At 64.3% G+C, this 15,403-nt stretch carries 13 protein-coding genes and 1 pseudogene; 6 read left to right on the top strand and 8 right to left on the bottom strand.

Annotated elements, in window-relative coordinates:
* Window positions 1-40: 40 nt before the first annotated feature.
* From RYH74_RS09110 to RYH74_RS09100, 3 genes are read right to left on the bottom strand one after another with little or no spacing between them, the layout of a single operon-like run.
* The gene (locus RYH74_RS09110) at window positions 41-196 is read right to left on the bottom strand and encodes a DUF2474 domain-containing protein (protein WP_075046378.1); all 156 of its coding nucleotides are present in this window, start codon (window positions 194-196) and stop codon (window positions 41-43) included.
* A gap of 9 nt (window positions 197-205) precedes the next feature.
* A complete protein-coding gene (gene cydB / locus RYH74_RS09105) occupies window positions 206-1,213 on the bottom strand; it encodes a cytochrome d ubiquinol oxidase subunit II (RefSeq protein WP_025340644.1) in 1,008 nt (335 codons plus the stop codon).
* 3 nt (window positions 1,214-1,216) lie between these two features.
* Entirely contained in the window at window positions 1,217-2,653 is a 1,437-nt protein-coding gene (locus tag RYH74_RS09100) for a cytochrome ubiquinol oxidase subunit I (protein ID WP_025340645.1), read from the bottom strand.
* Between the two features lie 344 nt (window positions 2,654-2,997).
* On the opposite strand from RYH74_RS09100, the gene RYH74_RS09095 reads away from it, so the two are divergent.
* The 3 genes from RYH74_RS09095 to trmA all read left to right on the top strand — a co-directional run bounded on the left by RYH74_RS09095 (window position 2,998) and on the right by trmA (window position 6,876).
* Complete coding sequence (locus tag RYH74_RS09095) at window positions 2,998-4,218, top strand: MFS transporter (RefSeq protein WP_025340646.1); 1,221 nt, start codon at window positions 2,998-3,000, stop codon at window positions 4,216-4,218.
* Between the two features lie 280 nt (window positions 4,219-4,498).
* Complete coding sequence (locus RYH74_RS09090) at window positions 4,499-5,794, top strand: NCS2 family permease (RefSeq protein ID WP_015271803.1); 1,296 nt, start codon at window positions 4,499-4,501, stop codon at window positions 5,792-5,794.
* Complete coding sequence (trmA, locus tag RYH74_RS09085; protein ID WP_075046380.1) at window positions 5,791-6,876, top strand: tRNA (uridine(54)-C5)-methyltransferase TrmA; 1,086 nt, start codon at window positions 5,791-5,793, stop codon at window positions 6,874-6,876. Before RYH74_RS09090 ends, trmA begins: the two co-directional genes overlap by 4 nt.
* A 134-nt stretch (window positions 6,877-7,010) precedes the next feature.
* Here trmA and pcaG read toward each other — a convergent pair whose 3' ends face one another.
* Window positions 7,011-7,616 (bottom strand): protocatechuate 3,4-dioxygenase subunit alpha, encoded by a 606-nt coding sequence (gene pcaG / locus RYH74_RS09080; protein WP_317409292.1) that lies wholly within the window; start codon window positions 7,614-7,616, stop codon window positions 7,011-7,013.
* Window positions 7,617-7,626: 10 nt separating this feature from the next.
* Window positions 7,627-8,346, bottom strand: coding sequence for a protocatechuate 3,4-dioxygenase subunit beta (gene pcaH / locus RYH74_RS09075; RefSeq protein WP_003251597.1), 720 nt, complete (start codon window positions 8,344-8,346; stop codon window positions 7,627-7,629).
* A 226-nt stretch (window positions 8,347-8,572) separates the two neighbouring features.
* Between pcaH and RYH74_RS09070 the strand changes: the two genes are divergently transcribed.
* The 3 genes and pseudogenes from RYH74_RS09070 to RYH74_RS26465 all read left to right on the top strand — a co-directional run bounded on the left by RYH74_RS09070 (window position 8,573) and on the right by RYH74_RS26465 (window position 11,713).
* Complete coding sequence (locus RYH74_RS09070; RefSeq protein ID WP_025340648.1) at window positions 8,573-9,460, top strand: neutral zinc metallopeptidase; 888 nt, start codon at window positions 8,573-8,575, stop codon at window positions 9,458-9,460.
* 333 nt (window positions 9,461-9,793) lie between these two features.
* A pseudogene (locus RYH74_RS26470) lies at window positions 9,794-10,858 on the top strand (methyl-accepting chemotaxis protein); the annotation flags it as partial.
* On the top strand, window positions 10,850-11,713 hold the full coding sequence (locus tag RYH74_RS26465) for a methyl-accepting chemotaxis protein (protein ID WP_408003946.1): 864 nt from the start codon (window positions 10,850-10,852) through the stop codon (window positions 11,711-11,713). The pseudogene RYH74_RS26470 and the gene RYH74_RS26465, both read left to right, overlap by 9 nt.
* A gap of 133 nt (window positions 11,714-11,846) precedes the next feature.
* Here RYH74_RS26465 and ggt read toward each other — a convergent pair whose 3' ends face one another.
* The 3 genes from ggt to RYH74_RS09050 all read right to left on the bottom strand — a co-directional run bounded on the left by ggt (window position 11,847) and on the right by RYH74_RS09050 (window position 15,302).
* The gene (ggt, locus tag RYH74_RS09060) at window positions 11,847-13,514 is read right to left on the bottom strand and encodes a gamma-glutamyltransferase (protein WP_075046383.1); all 1,668 of its coding nucleotides are present in this window, start codon (window positions 13,512-13,514) and stop codon (window positions 11,847-11,849) included.
* Window positions 13,515-13,631: 117 nt separating this feature from the next.
* Window positions 13,632-14,528 (bottom strand): LysR family transcriptional regulator, encoded by an 897-nt coding sequence (locus RYH74_RS09055; RefSeq protein WP_025340651.1) that lies wholly within the window; start codon window positions 14,526-14,528, stop codon window positions 13,632-13,634.
* Window positions 14,529-14,711: 183 nt separating this feature from the next.
* Entirely contained in the window at window positions 14,712-15,302 is a 591-nt protein-coding gene (locus RYH74_RS09050; protein WP_317409291.1) for an NAD(P)H-dependent oxidoreductase, read from the bottom strand.
* Between the last annotated feature and the right edge of the window lie 101 nt (window positions 15,303-15,403).

The following is a 15,403-nucleotide window of genomic DNA, read 5'->3' as shown; positions in this document are numbered from 1 at the left end:
GGAGCTGGCTTGCCGGCGATAGGGCCAGAGCAGGCTTACCTCAATGGGTGGTCAGCCCCGCAGCCCCCATGAACAGGCGCATCACGTAGGCCGCCACGCCCAGGGCCGCCACGCTCATCGCCCAGATCAGCAGCAGCCAGCCCAGCCGCTGCCACAGGGGTTTCTTCTCGTCGAAGCCATGCTTGCCGGTCATCATGCACCCCTCCTAGTGATAGCCGTCTTCATGGGTCACCTTGCCGCGGAACACGTAGTAGCTCCAGAAGGTATACATGAGGATGAACGGCAGGATGAACAGTGTGCCCACCAGCATGAAGCCCTGGCTCTGCGGAGGCGCCGCGGCATCCCAGATCGAAATCGACGGCGGGATGATGTTCGGCCACAGGCTGATGCCCAGGCCGCTGTAACCGAGGAAGATCAGCACCAACGTCAGCAGGAACGGCGTGTAGTGCGCATTGCGCGCCACCGCCTTGAGCAACCCGTAGAAGGTCACCAGCACCAGGATCGGCACCGGCATGAACCAGACCAGGTTAGGCATGCTGAACCAGCGGTCGGCGATCTGCGGGTAGGCGATCGGTGTCCACAGGCTGACGATGCCGATCACTACCAGCAGCACCAGCGCCAGCGGCCGGGCGATGTCGTGCATCTTCTGCTGCAGCGACCCTTCGGTCTTCATGATCAGCCAGGTGCAGCCCAGCAGGGTGTAGGCAACGATCAGCCCCAGGCCACAGAACAGGCTGAACGGGGTCAGCCAGTCAAGGGTGCCACCGGCGAAATGCCGGTCGACCACCTTGAAGCCTTCGAGGAAGGCACCCAGCGCCACGCCCTGGAAGAAAGTGGCGATCAACGAACCCCAGATGAACGCCTTGTCCCAGATGTGGCGCTTGTCGGCCTTGGCCTTGAAGCGGAACTCGAAGGCCACGCCGCGGAAGATCAGGCCGATCAGCATCAGGATCAATGGCAGGTACAGGGCCTCCAGCACTACCGAGTAAGCCATCGGGAACGCCCCGAACAGCCCGGCACCGCCCAGCACCAGCCAGGTCTCGTTACCGTCCCACACGGGGGCGACGGTGTTCATCATCACATCTCGGTCCTGCTCGCCCTTGACGAACGGGAAGAGCATGCCGATCCCCAGGTCGAAACCATCCATCACCACGTACATCATGACGCCGAAGATGATGATCACGGCCCAGATCAGCGAAAGGTCGATACCCATGGCTCAGTTCCCCTTGCTCAGGCTGGCGGAGTTGGCCTCTCGGCCATCATCGGCGGCGGACAGCGGCCGCGCCGGAGTGCGTTTGGTGCCAGGGCCACCAGGTTTGTGCTCGTCACCCTCACCGGTCTGCGGCCCTTTGCGCACCAGGCGCATCATGTAGCCAAGGCCGGTGCCGAACAGGGCGAAGTACACCACCACGAAGGCCACCAGGGTGAAGCCGAGCTGGGCGTAACTGTGGTTGGACACACCGTCTGCCGTGCGCATCAGGCCATACACCACCCAGGGCTGGCGGCCGATTTCGGTGGTGAACCAGCCGGCCAGCAGCGCGATCAGCCCGGAAGGGCCCATCCACAGGGCCAGGTACAGGAACGGCCGCGAGGTGTAGAGCGTGCCGCGCTTGCGCAGCCAGAGGCTCCACAGGCCGACGAAGATCATCAGGAAGCCCAGCCCGACCATGATCCGGAACGACCAGAAGACGATGGTCGAGTTGGGCCGGTCTTCGGGCGGGAACTCCTTCATCGCCGGCACCTGCTTGTCCAGGCTGTGGGTCAGGATCAGGCTGCCGAGCGCCGGGATCTCGAGCTTGAAGCGGGTGGTTTCGGCCTGCATGTCGGGAATGCCGAACAAGATCAGCGGGGTCGGCTCACCGGGCACGTTCTCCCAGTGGCCTTCGATCGCGGCGATTTTCACCGGCTGGTGCTTGAGCGTGTTGAGGCCATGGAAGTCACCGATCACCGCCTGGATCGGGGCGACGATCAGCGCCATCCACATGGCCATCGACAGCATCTTGCGCACCGCCGGGTTGTCACGCCCGCGCAGCAGGTGCCAGGCCGCCGAGGCACCGACGAAGAACGCGGTGGCAACGAACGCGGCCGTGGCCATGTGCATCAGGCGGTAAGGGAACGAGGGGTTGAATACCACCGCCAGCCAGTCCACCGGCACCACCCGGCCATCGATGATCTCGTGGCCTTGCGGGGTCTGCATCCAACTGTTGGAGGCGAGGATCCAGAAGGTCGAGACCAGGGTGCCGAGCGCCACCATCACCGTGGAAAAGAAGTGCAGGCCACGGCCGACGCGGTTCCAGCCAAACAGCATGACCCCCAGGAAGCCAGCCTCGAGGAAGAACGCGGTCAGCACCTCGTAGGTGAGCAGCGGACCGGTAATGGCGCCGGCGAAGTCCGAGAAGCGGCTCCAGTTGGTACCGAACTGGTAGGCCATGACCAGGCCGGAAACCACCCCCATGCCGAAGTTGACGGCGAAGATTTTCGACCAGAAGTGATAAAGGTCACGGTAGACCTGGTTGTTGGTCCGCAGCCAGAGGCCTTCGAGGACTGCCAGGTAGCTCGCCAGGCCAATGGTGATGGCCGGGAACAGGATATGGAACGACACGGTAAAGGCGAACTGCATTCGGGCGAGCTCTAAGGCCTCTATTCCGAACATGGTGCTTCCTCTTCAGATAATCCGGCGTCCGGGCCGCTGGCCCCGTCGCCCACTGCCCCCACGGTAGTCGAGTGCGGCGCGTTGGAATTGTTCTGTTCGATCGCAGGGATTTCGGCCCAAGGGCCCGATCGTTACATCTGGAACGATTGACCCAGATCAACGATTGCTAGGAAGCATAGTCCTGAATGGCCCGCCGGGCCGTGTGGTTGATTGCCGCGTGACCGGTTGCCCCACCCCCTTTCATGACGCGCGAAAAAGTGCCGACCCCGGCAAACAGTAACCGTTTGTTACAAACAGATGATACGCTGCGCACCCCTCTACTGCGCCGAGGCCCCTGGTTTCCGATGTCCGATTCCGCACCGCAGTTGTTGCGTCACCACCGCCCTTTCCTGGCCTTCTGGCTGGCCCGCGTGTTCACCGCCAGCGGCTTCCAGATGCTCACCGTGGCCATTGGCTGGCACCTCTACCAATTGACCGGCAATGTGCTGGACCTGGGCCTGGTCGGCCTGGTCGAGTTCGCCCCAAGGGTGCTGTTCATGCTGCACACCGGGCATGTCGCCGACCGCTATGACCGGCGCAAGGTCGCTGCGCTGTGCCAGAGCCTGCAGGGGCTGATAGCCCTGGCACTGGCGCTGGGCAGTGCCACCGACAACGTCACCCGCGAGCTGATCTTCGCCCTCGCCTTCCTGCTCGGTGCCACGCGTTCGTTCGAAATGCCGGCGACCCAGGCGCTGCTGCCCAACGTGGTACCGGCCGGGCTGTTCCCACGCGCGGTGGCGGCTTCGGCCTCGGCCACCCAGTCGGCAACCATTGTGGCGCCGGCGGTGGGCGGCTTCCTGTATGCCTTCGGCAGCATCTGGGTATACGGCCCCACCGTGGCCCTGTACGCCATCGCCTGCGTGCTGACCCTGAGCCTGCAGGCACGCGGCCAGGTGGCCCAGCGCGGGCGCGCCAGCATCGAATCGCTGCTGGCCGGCATCCGCTTCATTCGCAGCCGGCCGGACATCCTCGGCGCCATCTCGCTGGACCTGTTCGCCGTATTGCTGGGTGGGGCCACCGCGCTGCTGCCGGTGTTCGCCAAGGACATCCTGCTGACCGGCCCGCTGGGCCTCGGCCTGCTGCGCTCGGCGCCAGCGGTGGGGGCGTTGCTGATGTCGCTGTGGCTGGCGCGCTTCCCGTTCGAGCGCAACGTGGGGCGGACCATGTTCACGGCAGTGGGCGTGTTCGGCGTGGCGACCATCGCCTTCGGCCTGTCGACCTCGTTCTGGTTCTCGCTGGCAGTGCTGGTGGTGCTGGGTGCGGCAGACATGATCAGCATGGTCATCCGCGGCGCCTTCGTGCAGCTGGAGACGCCGGATGAAATGCGCGGGCGGGTGAGTGCGGTGAACGGCTTGTTCATTGGTGCCTCGAATCAGCTCGGCGAGTTCGAATCGGGGGTGACCGCGCACTGGTTTGGCACAGTGCCGGCGGTGGTGCTGGGTGGGGTGGGTACGTTGGTGGTGACTGGGGTGTGGATAAAGCTGTTCCCGACACTGGCCAAGCGGGACCGGTTGCATAACGGTTGATCTGTAGCCTGTACCGGCCCTTTCGCGGGTAAACCCGCTCCCACAAGGACCGCGCCGCCATCAGGCCTGGTGGAGTACCTGTGGGAGCGGGTTCACCCGCGAAGAGGCCGGCACAGGGAAAAAATTACCATTCCCCAACGGCCATAGGCCCCCGCCAAGCATGCTGGTATGATGCGCGGCTTTTTTCCGCCCCACACAAAACCACGGCAACCGGTACGGTCTGTGCTTTGCTGATGGGGTCGATACATTCATGGCGCCGGGGGCGCCTCGGGGAGCGGGCATGCTGGAAAGGCTGTTTCAACTAAAAGCACACAACACCAATGTGCGCACCGAGATTCTCGCGGGCGTCACCACCTTCCTGGCCATGGCCTACATCCTGTTCGTCAACCCGAGCATCCTCGGCGAGACCGGCATGGACAAGGGCGCGATCTTCGTCGCCACCTGCCTGGCCGCGGCCATCGGCTCGGTGACCATGGGCCTGATCGCCAACTACCCGATCGCCCTGGCGCCGGGCATGGGCCTGAACGCGTTCTTCACCTACACCGTGGTCCTGCACATGGGCCACACCTGGCAGGTGGCACTGGGTGCGGTGTTCCTGTCGGCGGTGATGTTCTTCCTGCTGTCGATCTTCCGCATCCGCGAATGGATCGTGAACAGCATCCCGCTGCCGCTGCGTTCGGCCATTGCCGCGGGTATCGGCCTGTTCCTGGCACTGATCGCCCTGCATAACGCAGGCATCGTAGTCGATAACCCGGCCACCCTGGTGGGCCTGGGCGACCTCAAGCAGCCGGCACCGATCCTCGCCACCCTGGGCTTCTTCCTGATCGTCGGCCTCGAGTCGCTGAAAGTGCGCGGCGCCGTGCTGATCGGCATTCTCGCCGTAACCATCGCCTCGATCCTGATGGGCGTGACGCCCTTCGGCGGCGTGGTCTCGATGCCGCCATCGCTGGCCCCGACCTTCCTGCAGCTGGACATCGCCGGCGCGCTGGACGTGGGCCTGGTCAGCGTGATCTTCGCCTTCCTGTTCGTCGACCTGTTCGACAACTCCGGCACCCTGATCGGCGTGGCCAAGCGCGCCGGGCTGATGGGCAAGGACGGCCACATGCCGAAGATGGGCCGTGCCCTGATCGCCGACAGTACCGCAGCCATGGCCGGCTCCCTGCTGGGCACCTCGACCACCACCAGCTACATCGAATCCGCCGCCGGCGTGAGCGCCGGTGGCCGCACCGGCCTCACCGCCATCGTGGTCGCCGTGCTGTTCCTGCTGGCGCTGTTCTTCGCCCCGCTGGCCGGTAGCGTGCCGGCCTTCGCCACCGCCCCGGCGCTGCTGTTCGTCGCGGTGCTGATGGCCTCGGGCCTGGCAGAAATAAACTGGGACGACGTCACCGAAGCCGCACCGGTGGTAGTGACCGCCCTGGCCATGCCGCTGACCTACTCGATCGCCAACGGCATCGCCTTCGGCTTCATTTCCTGGACCGCCGTCAAGCTGATCTCCGGCCGCCACCGCGACCTGAACCCGGCCCTGGTGATCCTTTCCATCCTGTTCGTCATCAAGCTGGGCTGGTTCAACGCATGAGTGCTGCTTTCGACCCCTCCTCCTACACCACCCAGCTGGACGCCAAGGTGGCCCGGCTGCGCGAGCTGCTGGCGCCGTTCGGCGCGCCGGAGCCGGCTGTTTTCGACTCGCCGCGCGAGCATTACCGCCTGCGCGCCGAATTCCGCCTGTGGCGCGAGGATGGCCAGCGCCACTACGCCATGTTCGCCCCGGGCGAGAAGCACAAGGCGATCCTGATCGACGACTTCCCCATCGCCAGCCAGCGCATCAATGCACTGATGCCGCGCCTGAAGGCGGCCTGGCAGGCCAGCGAGGAACTGGGCAACCGCCTGTTCCAGGTGGAATTCCTCACCACCCTGGCTGGCGATGCCATGGTCACCCTGTGCTACCACCGCCCGCTGGACGAGGCCTGGGAAACGGCCGCACGGCAGCTGGCCGAGGACCTGGGCGTGAGCATCATCGGCCGCTCCAAGGGCAAGCGACTGGTCATCGGCCGTGACTACGCGGTGGAAAAACTCGACGTCGCTGGCCGTGTGTTCAGCTACCGCCAGCCGGAAGGCGCGTTCACCCAGCCCAACGGCGCGGTGAACCAGAAGATGCTGAGCTGGGCCTTCGAGGCCATCGGCGAGCGCGACGACGACCTGCTGGAGCTGTACTGCGGCAACGGCAACTTCACCCTGCCGCTGGCCACCCGCGTGCGCCAGGTGCTGGCCACGGAAATCAGCAAGACCTCGGTCAATGCCGCGCTGAGCAACCTCGACGAGAACGCTGTGGATAACGTGCGGCTGGTACGCCTGTCGGCAGAAGAGCTGACCCAGGCGCTGAATGAGGTGCGGCCATTCCGCCGGCTGGAAGGCATCGACCTGAAGAGCTACGAGTTCGGTACGGTGTTCGTCGACCCGCCGCGGGCGGGGATGGACCCGGATACCTGCGAGCTGACCCGGCGTTTCGAGCGGATCCTGTACATCTCGTGCAACCCGGAGACGCTGGCGGCGAACATTGCCCAGCTGCAGGACACCCACCGCATCGAACGGTGTGCGTTGTTTGACCAGTTCCCGTATACCCACCATATGGAGAGTGGGGTTTTGCTGGTTCGGCGCTGACGGTTGAAAGTGACTGGGGCCGCTCTGCGGCCCTTTCGCGACACAAGGCCGCTCCCACAAAGACCTGCGTACACCGATCAATGTGGGAGCGGCCTTGCGTCGCGATGGGCTGCAAAGCAGCCCCCAGACTCGACTCAGAAGTCGAAGAACACTGTCTCCCCTTCCCCCTGAATACGGATATCGAAGCGATACGCCGTCTTCCCGTCCACCTCGCAACGCTTGGCCACCAGGGTCTCGCGCCGCTGCGGCTGCTCGATCAGGTTGAGCACCGGGCACTTGGCATTGGCCTCGGCCTCGTCATCGAAATACAGCCGCGTGTGCAGGTGGATGTTGATCCCCCGGGCAGACAGGCTGATGTTGATGTGCGGCGCCATCGGCACGCCCGCAGCGTTGTTCACCACGCCCGGCTTGACCGTGTGCAGGGTCCACTCACCGGCATCGAAGGTGGTGGCGGTGCGGCCGAAGCTGTTGAAGGCGTTTTCCAGGTTGTAGGCATCCTGGTACTCGCCGTTGGCATCGGCTTGCCACACTTCCAGGAACGAGTCGCGCACCAGGTGGCCGTTACCGTCATACACCTGGCCGATCAGCAGGATGTGCTCGCCCGGCGCGTCCGGCTTGGCCAGGCGGTTCCAGATTTCCTGGTCGCGGGTCGGGTTGCCGGCCGCTTCCAGGGCCAGGCCGATGTGCACGTAGGGGCCGGCGGTCTGCGAAGGGGTTTCCGGCAGCAGTTCGATTGGCATGGCGGGGTCCTCAGCAGTTTTCGAAGTGGGTCTTGCGCTGGCCGCGCAGCACGATGTCGAAGCGATAGGCCAGGCAGTCCATCGGGTTGGCGTTGCTCATGTCGAGCTTGGCGATCAACTGCTGCACGGCTTGCGGGTTGGCGATCGACTTGACGATCGGGCACATCGGGATCAGCGGGTCACCCTCGAAGTACAGCTGGGTGATCAGCTTGGTGGCGATCGACGGGCCGCTGATGGCGAAGTGGATGTGCGCCGGGCGCCAGTCGTTCGGGCCGTTGCGCCATGGGTAAGGGCCCGGCTTGATGGTGCGGAAGCTGTAGTAGCCATCACGGTCGGTCAGGCAACGGCCGACGCCACCGAAGTTCGGGTCCAGCGGCGCCAGGTAGCGGTCGTTCTTGTGACGGTAACGGCCGCCGGCGTTGGCCTGCCACATTTCCACCAGGGTATTCGGCACAGGCTTGCCGTACTGGTCGACGACACGGCCGGCGACGATGATGCGCTCGCCGATCGGCAAGCCGCCGTTGTTGAAGTTCAGCAGCAGGTCATGGTCATGGGCGCCGAAGCCCAGGTGGGAAAAGTCCGGGCCGGTGGTTTCGCTGATCGACTGCGGGATGCTGACCAGTGCCTGGCGTGGCGAGCGGGCAATGGACGTCTTGTAGTCAGGCGTAAGGGCTTTCGGGTGCCAGTTGCGATCACGGATCACGAAGCGGCTGTTGTCCTGGGCGGGCATGCCGGTTTCCTCTCTTGGAATTATGGAAATGCGCGGGGGGTTATTTGAAACCCTGTCGCGGGCAAGCCCGCTCCCACATGCAGTTTCAGGCAGGTAGCGTGCAATGAATATTGAAATCAGCCACATCAAACATAACCATGTGGTTATGCATAAGCACCTTGGCCTGACACTCGCCGCCGTCGTGGACTAATCTTTGTCTTCTTGTTTCACGCTCCGGAGAGCATTCATGGATTGGCGAAAAGGCCGACGCAGCGACAATGTGGTCGATGCCCGAGGCGAAGGTGGTGGCGGCGGCATGCGTTTCGGCGGCGGCAAGGGGCTGGGGCTTGGAGCGGTGCTGCTGATTGTCGGCATCGGCTGGCTCACCGGCCAGGACCCGTTGCAGATTCTTGGCCAGCTCGCCGGCCAGATGGAGCAGCAACAACAGCAGGCACCCAGCAGCGCGGGCGGCAAGGCCCCGCCGGCCAACGACCAGCAGGCCGAGTTCGTCGCCTCGATCCTGGGCGACACCGAAGACACCTGGAAAGCCCTGTTCGCCGAGGGCGGCAAGCAGTACCGCGACCCCAAGCTGGTGCTGTTCAGCGGCCAGGTCAATTCGGCCTGTGGCTTTGCCTCGGCGGCGGTGGGGCCCTTCTACTGCCCGGCAGACCAGCGGGTCTACCTGGACATGTCGTTCTTCCGCGAAATGGAAACCCGCTTCGCCGCAGCCGGCGACTTTGCCCAGGCCTACGTGATTGCCCACGAAATCGGCCATCACGTACAGACCCTGCTGGGCGTGTCGGCCAAGGTCGATGCCGCGCGTCGTAGTGGCCAGCGCATGGAAGGCGACAATGGCCTGCTGGTGCGCCAAGAGCTGCAGGCCGACTGCCTGGCCGGGGTATGGGCCTACCAGGCGCAGAAGCGCCTGAACTGGCTGGAACCGGGCGACGTCGAAGAGGCGCTGAACGCGGCCAATGCCATTGGCGATGACCGCCTGCAGCAGCAAGGCCGCGGGCGCGTGGTACCAGACTCGTTCACCCACGGCACCTCGGCGCAGCGGGTGCGCTGGTTCAAGGCCGGGTTTGCCGAGGGCGAAGTGAACCGCTGCGATACCTTCAGTGCGCGCAACCTTTGAATAGCTTCCAAAACCGACGCGATCCCTGTAGGAGCGGCTTTAGCCGCGAACACCGGCAAAGCCGGTGCCATCCACCGCGTCGCCTGCTTCGCGGGCACGCCCGCTCCCACAGGTAAATCGCTGCCCTTGAAGTTGGCGCTATCCCTGTGGGAGCGGGCATGCCCGCGAAGGGCTGCAGAGCAGCCCCAATCAAGCCAGTTACAAATCTGCTGAAAAAGCGTTTCAGCTTCCTCCATCACTGCCGATAACCCCTGCACGAATCAGCGGGCATCCAGAACAACAACGCCTGGCGATCGAGATCAAGCGAGCGAAAACAACTTCTGGAGAGCGTGCATGAACAGCTGGTTCGCCAACATCAGCGTCAACCTCAAACTCGGCCTGGGCTTCGGCCTGGTACTGATCCTCACCGGCCTGCTGGCCCTGACCGGCTGGACCAGCCTGGGCAGCCTGATCGACCGCAGCAACTGGATGGGCGATATCGGCCAGCTCAACAAGGACCTGACCGACCTGCGCATTGCCCGCCTGCAGTACATGATCGCCAACGGCGACGATGCCGCCGCCGCCAACACCCAGACCAAGCTGGACGCCTTCAGCAAACAGCAGGCCTACCTGGCCAGCACCTTCAAGAGCCCGGAAAACATCAAGCTGCTGGGTGAACTGGGCGAGACCATCAGCGCCTACAAGGTGTCGCTGAACAAGATGCGCCAGGGCTACGACGCCACCCGCACCGCGCGCACGGCCATGGACGGTTCGGCCAGCCGCGCCGACCAAGCCATGGACGCCCTCAGCCAGGAAGTCATGGCGCGCCCCGAAGCCGACAGCGTGCGCCTGGCCCAGTACCAGCTGATCAGCAAGGCCCGCCAGCAACTGCTGCAGGTGCGCATCGACGTACGCGGCTACATTGCCGAAAACAGCGCTGCCAACGAGCAGGCCGCCCTGCGCCAGCTGGACGCCGCCCTGGCCGAAATCGACAACCTCAAGCGCCAGCTGCCGGCCGAAGACACGCGCCTGCAACAGTTCGAAGGCTCGGTGCTGGCCTACCGTGACGCCGTGCGCCAGTTCCGCGATGCGGTCGCCAACATCACCACTGCGCGCGCCGAAATGACCGTGCAGGGTGCCGACATCGTCAAGCGCAGCGACGCGCTGTACCAGATCCAGCTGCAGCGCCGCGACATCGAGAGCACCCAGGCTCGCAGCCTGCAGGCCATCGCCACGCTGCTGGCGCTGCTGGTCGGCGTGCTGGCGGCAGTGCTGATCACCCGGCAGATCACCCGTCCGCTGCGCGACACCATGGTGGCAGTGGAAAAGATCGCCAGCGGCGACCTCACCCAGCATCTGCGCGTCACCCGCCGCGACGAACTGGGCGTGCTGCAACAAGGCATCGCCCGCATGGGCACCACCTTGCGCGAGCTGATCAGCGGCATCCGCGACGGCGTCACCCAGATCGCCAGCGCTGCCGAGGAACTGTCGGCAGTGACCGAGCAGACCAGCGCCGGCGCCAACAGCCAGAAGGTAGAGACCGACCAGGTGGCCACCGCCATGCACGAAATGGCCGCTACCGTTCAGGAAGTGGCGCGCAATGCCGAACAGGCCTCGCATGCCGCCACCGGTGCCGATGACGAAGCCCGTGCCGGCGACCGCGTGGTGGGCGAAGCAATTGGTCAGATCGAGCGCCTGGCCGAGGACATGCACCGCTCCACCGAAGCCATGAACCTGCTGCAGCAGGAAAGCCAGAAGATCGGCAGCGTGATGGACGTGATCAAGTCGGTGGCCGAACAGACCAACCTGCTGGCGCTGAACGCAGCGATCGAGGCGGCGCGTGCCGGCGAGGCCGGCCGTGGTTTTGCCGTGGTCGCCGATGAGGTGCGTGGCCTGGCCCAGCGCACACAGAAATCCACCGAAGAGATCGAAGAACTGATCGCCAGCCTGCAGCATGGGACCCAGCAAGTGGCTACGGCCATGCACGGCAGCCGTACCCTGACCGACAGCAGCGTCGAGCTGGCGCGCAAGGCCGGGGCTTCGCTGGAGAGCATCACCAGCACGGTGTCGAGCATCCAGTCGATGAACCAGCAGATTGCCGCAGCGGCGGAACAGCAGAGTGCGGTGGCGGAGGAGATCAGCCGCAGCATCCTGAATGTGCGCGATGTGTCGGAGCAGACGGCGGCGGCCAGTGACGAGACGGCGGCGTCCAGCGTGGAGCTGGCGCGGTTGGGTGGGCAGTTGCAGACGTTGGTCAGCCAGTTCCGCGTCTGACCTGAAGACCCTGGGGCCGCTTTGCGGCCCATCGCCGGCAAGCCAGGCTCCCACAGGGATAGCACAGGCCTCGGGGCTGCGCCGTACCTGTGGGAGCTGGCTTGCCGGCGATAGGGCCGGAACTGACGATCGCTTACTTGACGACCATCCCTACCCCACGCCCACGCGGATCCGAAGCGGTCTCCAGCTTCGTCCCATCAACCCGGATCGCCTGGATATCCCCCATCTCCCAGCCCTGGTCCTCCAGCACATAGCCCATTTTCTTCAGTTCATCAGCCACCGGCCCGGTCAGCGGCGCATAGCTGTCGAAGTAGATGGTGTCCTTGGGCAGCAACTGATGGTGCACGCGCTGCGCCGCCACCGCCTTGTCCAGCGGCATGTCGTAGTCGTACAGGTTGTTCATCACCTGGAAGATCGAGGTGAAGATCCGCGAGCCACCCGGGGTACCGATGACCAGCTCGACCTTGCCATCACGGGTCATCAGGCTGGGGCTCATGGACGACAGCATGCGCTTGCCCGGGGCGATGGCATTGGCATCGCCGCCAACTACACCAAAGGCGTTCGCCGCCCCCGGCTTGGCGCTGAAATCGTCCATCTCGTCGTTGAGCAGGAAGCCGGCGCCTTTCACCACCACACCACTGCCGTAATCGAGGTTGAGGGTGTAGGTGTTGCTGACCGCATTGCCCTGCTTGTCGACGATCGAGAAGTGCGTGGTCTGGTGCGGTTCCAGGCCCGGCTTGACCTTGTCGGTGTCGGAAATGGCCTTCGGGTTGACCTGCGCGGCGCGCTTGGCCAGGTAGTCCTTGGCCACCAGCTGATCCACCGGCACTTTGGTGAAGGCCGGGTCGCCAAGGTAGTCGGCGCGGTCGGCGAACACACGCTTCTCGATCTCGGCCAACAGGTGTATGTACTGCGCCGAGTTGTGCGCCACACCCTTGAAGTCCGCCGCGCGGTTTTCCTTGATGCCCAGCAGTTGGGCCAGGGCGACGCCACCGGAGCTTGGCGGTGGCGCGGTATACACCACGTTGCCACGCCAGCTCACGGCCATCGGCTCACGCCAAACGGCCTTGTAGTCCTTGAGGTCCTGTTTGGTGATCAGGCCCTTGTCGGCCTGCATCTGCGCCACCAGCAGGTCGGCGGTCTTGCCCTGGTAGAACTCGCTCACGCCCTTGTCGGCGATGCGTTCCAAGGTCTGGGCCATTTCCGGTTGCTTGAACAGCTCGCCGACCTTCATGTTGCCGAAGTAGTCGTTGAAATTGGTGGCAGTCTTGAACATGCCCTGGGCATCGTTGCGGTACTGGTACTGCTTTGCGGCCACCTTGAAGCCGTTTTTCGCATAGCCGATGGCCGGGGTCAGCAGCTCGCTCCAGGGCAGCTTGCCGAACTTCTGGTGCGCCTCCCACAACCCCATCACCGTGCCCGGTACGCCAGCAGCGCGTGCCCCGACCAGGCTCAGGTTCTCGATGACCTCACCCTTTTCGTCCAGGTACATGTTGCGCGTGGCGGCCTGGGGCGCGACTTCGCGGTAGTCGAGGAAGTAGGGTTTGCCGTCGACGAACAGGGTCATGAACCCGCCACCGCCGATGTTGCCGGCCTCGGGATAAGTCACCGCCAGGGTGAAAGCCGTGGCCACTGCCGCATCCACCGCGTTGCCGCCTTTCTTGAGGATGTCGGCGGCCACCTGTGCACCATATTGATCGGGCGCGGCCACCGCGCCGCCCTCAAGGTTGGCGGCATGAACCGAGGAACAGCTCAGGATCGCGGCTGCGAGAGCCAGGTACTGGAACGGAGCAATACGCATGACACTTCCTTGGTGTTGTTTTTGTTGAGCAGTCAGTAAGGCCGAAGCGCTTCGACTGTGCAATCAACCGCAGGAAGTTTCGCCGCCCGTGGGCAGGATTTGTCGCGTTCAGGCAACTCAGCTGGCGTACATCGCCAACTTGCGCTGGATGAAATCGAGGAAGCACTGGATACGCAGCGCCAGCTGGGTGTTGCGGTAGTACACCGCATGGATCGGCTGACGGTAGCCGTTGTTGGCTTCGCTCAGCAGCACTTGCAGGCGCCCGGTGCGGATGTCCTCGTGGGTCATGAAGTGCGACAGGCTGACAATGCCCTCGCCAGCCAGCGCCAGTTGGCGCAAGGTCTCGCCGCTGGAGGCGATCAGCGCCGGGCGGATGCTCCAGCGGTCACCCTGGGCATGGCGCAGTGGCCAGTGGTTGAGCGATTCGGGCTGGCTGAAGCCAAGCAGGCAGTGGTTGGCCAGGTCCTCGACCCGCTGCGGCGTGCCGTGCTGCTCGAGGTAGGCCGGGCTGGCCAGCACCTGTACCGGGCTGCAACCCAGGCTGCGTGCGTGCAGGCTGGAGTCAGCCAGTTCGCCGATGCGGATCGCCACATCGGTGCTTTGCTCCAGCAGGTCGATGATCAGGTCGTCGGTATTGAGTTCCAGTTCGATGCCAGGGTATTGGCGGCGGAACTCGCCGATCCACGGCAGGATGGCATGCAGCATGAACGGCGCGGCGGCGTTGATGCGCAGGCGCCCGGTGGGGGTCTGGCGGTTCATCGACAGGCGCTCTTCCATCTCGTCCATCTGCTCCAGGATCAGCCGCGCGCGTTCGAGGAAGAAGCGGCCCTCCTCGGTCAGGTCCATGCGCCGAGTGGTGCGGTTGACCAGCGTGGTACCCAGCTTGCCCTCAAGGCGCGACAGGGTACGGCTGACGGCGGACGGGGTCTGGCCCATCTGCTCGGCAGCAGCGGAAATCGAGCCGCAGTCGATGACGGCGACGAATACCTGGAGTTCTTCGGATCGGGTTTTCACATCTGCGCCTGTGGTTGGTCTCTGCAGGGATTAGATAGCCGCTTGTCGAGGCCAAGTCCAGCGGTGCCTGTACGGGCCTCTTCGCGGGCTTGCCCGCTCCCACAGGGATCACAAAGATTTCAAGGACTGTGGAGTACCTGTGGGAGCGGGCAAGCCCGCGAAGAGGCCGGCACAGAGAAAACCTTACTGTGCCTTGCCGAACACCTTGTCCAGATGCGCCTCATAGGCCGCCAAAGCAGCCGGCACATCCGGCCGCTTCATCACATCCACGGCCAGGAAAGTCGGCAGCCCGGTCATGCCGAGGAACTGGTTGGCCTTGTGGAACGGGAAGTACACCGCATCCACCCCTTTGCCCTCGAAGAAATCGCTTGGGTCGTCGAATGCCTGCTGCGGTGCATTCCAGGTCAGCGAAAGCATGTACTGCTTGCCGTGCACCAGGCCACCGCTGCCGTACTTCTGCGAGTAGTCCGCACGGGTACGGCCGTCGTTGGCATACAGGCTGCCGTGGCCTGCGGTGAACACCTCGTCGATGTACTTCTTCACGGTCCATGGCGCACCCATCCACCAGCCAGGCATCTGGTAAATCACCACATCGGCCCAGAGGAACTTCTCCACCTCTTCCCGGGCGTCGTAGCCGCCGTCGATGAAGGTCTGGCGCACATCGAAACCGGCCCGGTCCAGGTGAGCGATGGCCGCTTCGTGCAAGGTCGCGTTGAGGCGACCGCCGGAGTGAGCGAACTGTTTACCACCGTTGAGCAAAAGGATCTCCTTCATGCGGGCCTCGCGGAAAATTCAGGCCGGCAGGTTAGGGGCTCGCGGGCGCGGGATACAGTAATGCATGGGCAAAATACAATTGACCTGAAGTCACGAATGAA

The sequence above is a fragment of the Pseudomonas sp. LSJ-87 genome (assembly GCF_032971465.1).
Classification (GTDB): domain Bacteria; phylum Pseudomonadota; class Gammaproteobacteria; order Pseudomonadales; family Pseudomonadaceae; genus Aquipseudomonas; species Aquipseudomonas putida_Z.
The sequence above is the reverse complement of the archived record's forward strand: the minus strand, read 5'-3'. Positions and strand labels throughout refer to the sequence as shown.

Bases quoted from the DNA above. Each gene is read 5' to 3' on its own strand.
- RYH74_RS26465 (WP_408003946.1), top strand. From the start codon at position 10,850: ATGGGCACCACCTTGCGCGAGCTGATCAGCGGCATCCGCGACGGCGTC.
- cydB (WP_025340644.1), bottom strand. From the start codon at position 1,213: ATGGGTATCGACCTTTCGCTGATCTGGGCCGTGATCATCATCTTCGGC.
- RYH74_RS09095 (WP_025340646.1), top strand. From the start codon at position 2,998: ATGTCCGATTCCGCACCGCAGTTGTTGCGTCACCACCGCCCTTTCCTG.
- ggt (WP_075046383.1), bottom strand. From the start codon at position 13,514: ATGCGTATTGCTCCGTTCCAGTACCTGGCTCTCGCAGCCGCGATCCTG.
- RYH74_RS09100 (WP_025340645.1), bottom strand. From the start codon at position 2,653: ATGTTCGGAATAGAGGCCTTAGAGCTCGCCCGAATGCAGTTCGCCTTT.
- trmA (WP_075046380.1), top strand. From the start codon at position 5,791: ATGAGTGCTGCTTTCGACCCCTCCTCCTACACCACCCAGCTGGACGCC.
- RYH74_RS09070 (WP_025340648.1), top strand. From the start codon at position 8,573: ATGGATTGGCGAAAAGGCCGACGCAGCGACAATGTGGTCGATGCCCGA.
- RYH74_RS09050 (WP_317409291.1), bottom strand. From the start codon at position 15,302: ATGAAGGAGATCCTTTTGCTCAACGGTGGTAAACAGTTCGCTCACTCC.
- pcaH (WP_003251597.1), bottom strand. From the start codon at position 8,346: ATGCCCGCCCAGGACAACAGCCGCTTCGTGATCCGTGATCGCAACTGG.
- pcaG (WP_317409292.1), bottom strand. From the start codon at position 7,616: ATGCCAATCGAACTGCTGCCGGAAACCCCTTCGCAGACCGCCGGCCCC.
- RYH74_RS09090 (WP_015271803.1), top strand. From the start codon at position 4,499: ATGCTGGAAAGGCTGTTTCAACTAAAAGCACACAACACCAATGTGCGC.
- RYH74_RS09110 (WP_075046378.1), bottom strand. From the start codon at position 196: ATGATGACCGGCAAGCATGGCTTCGACGAGAAGAAACCCCTGTGGCAG.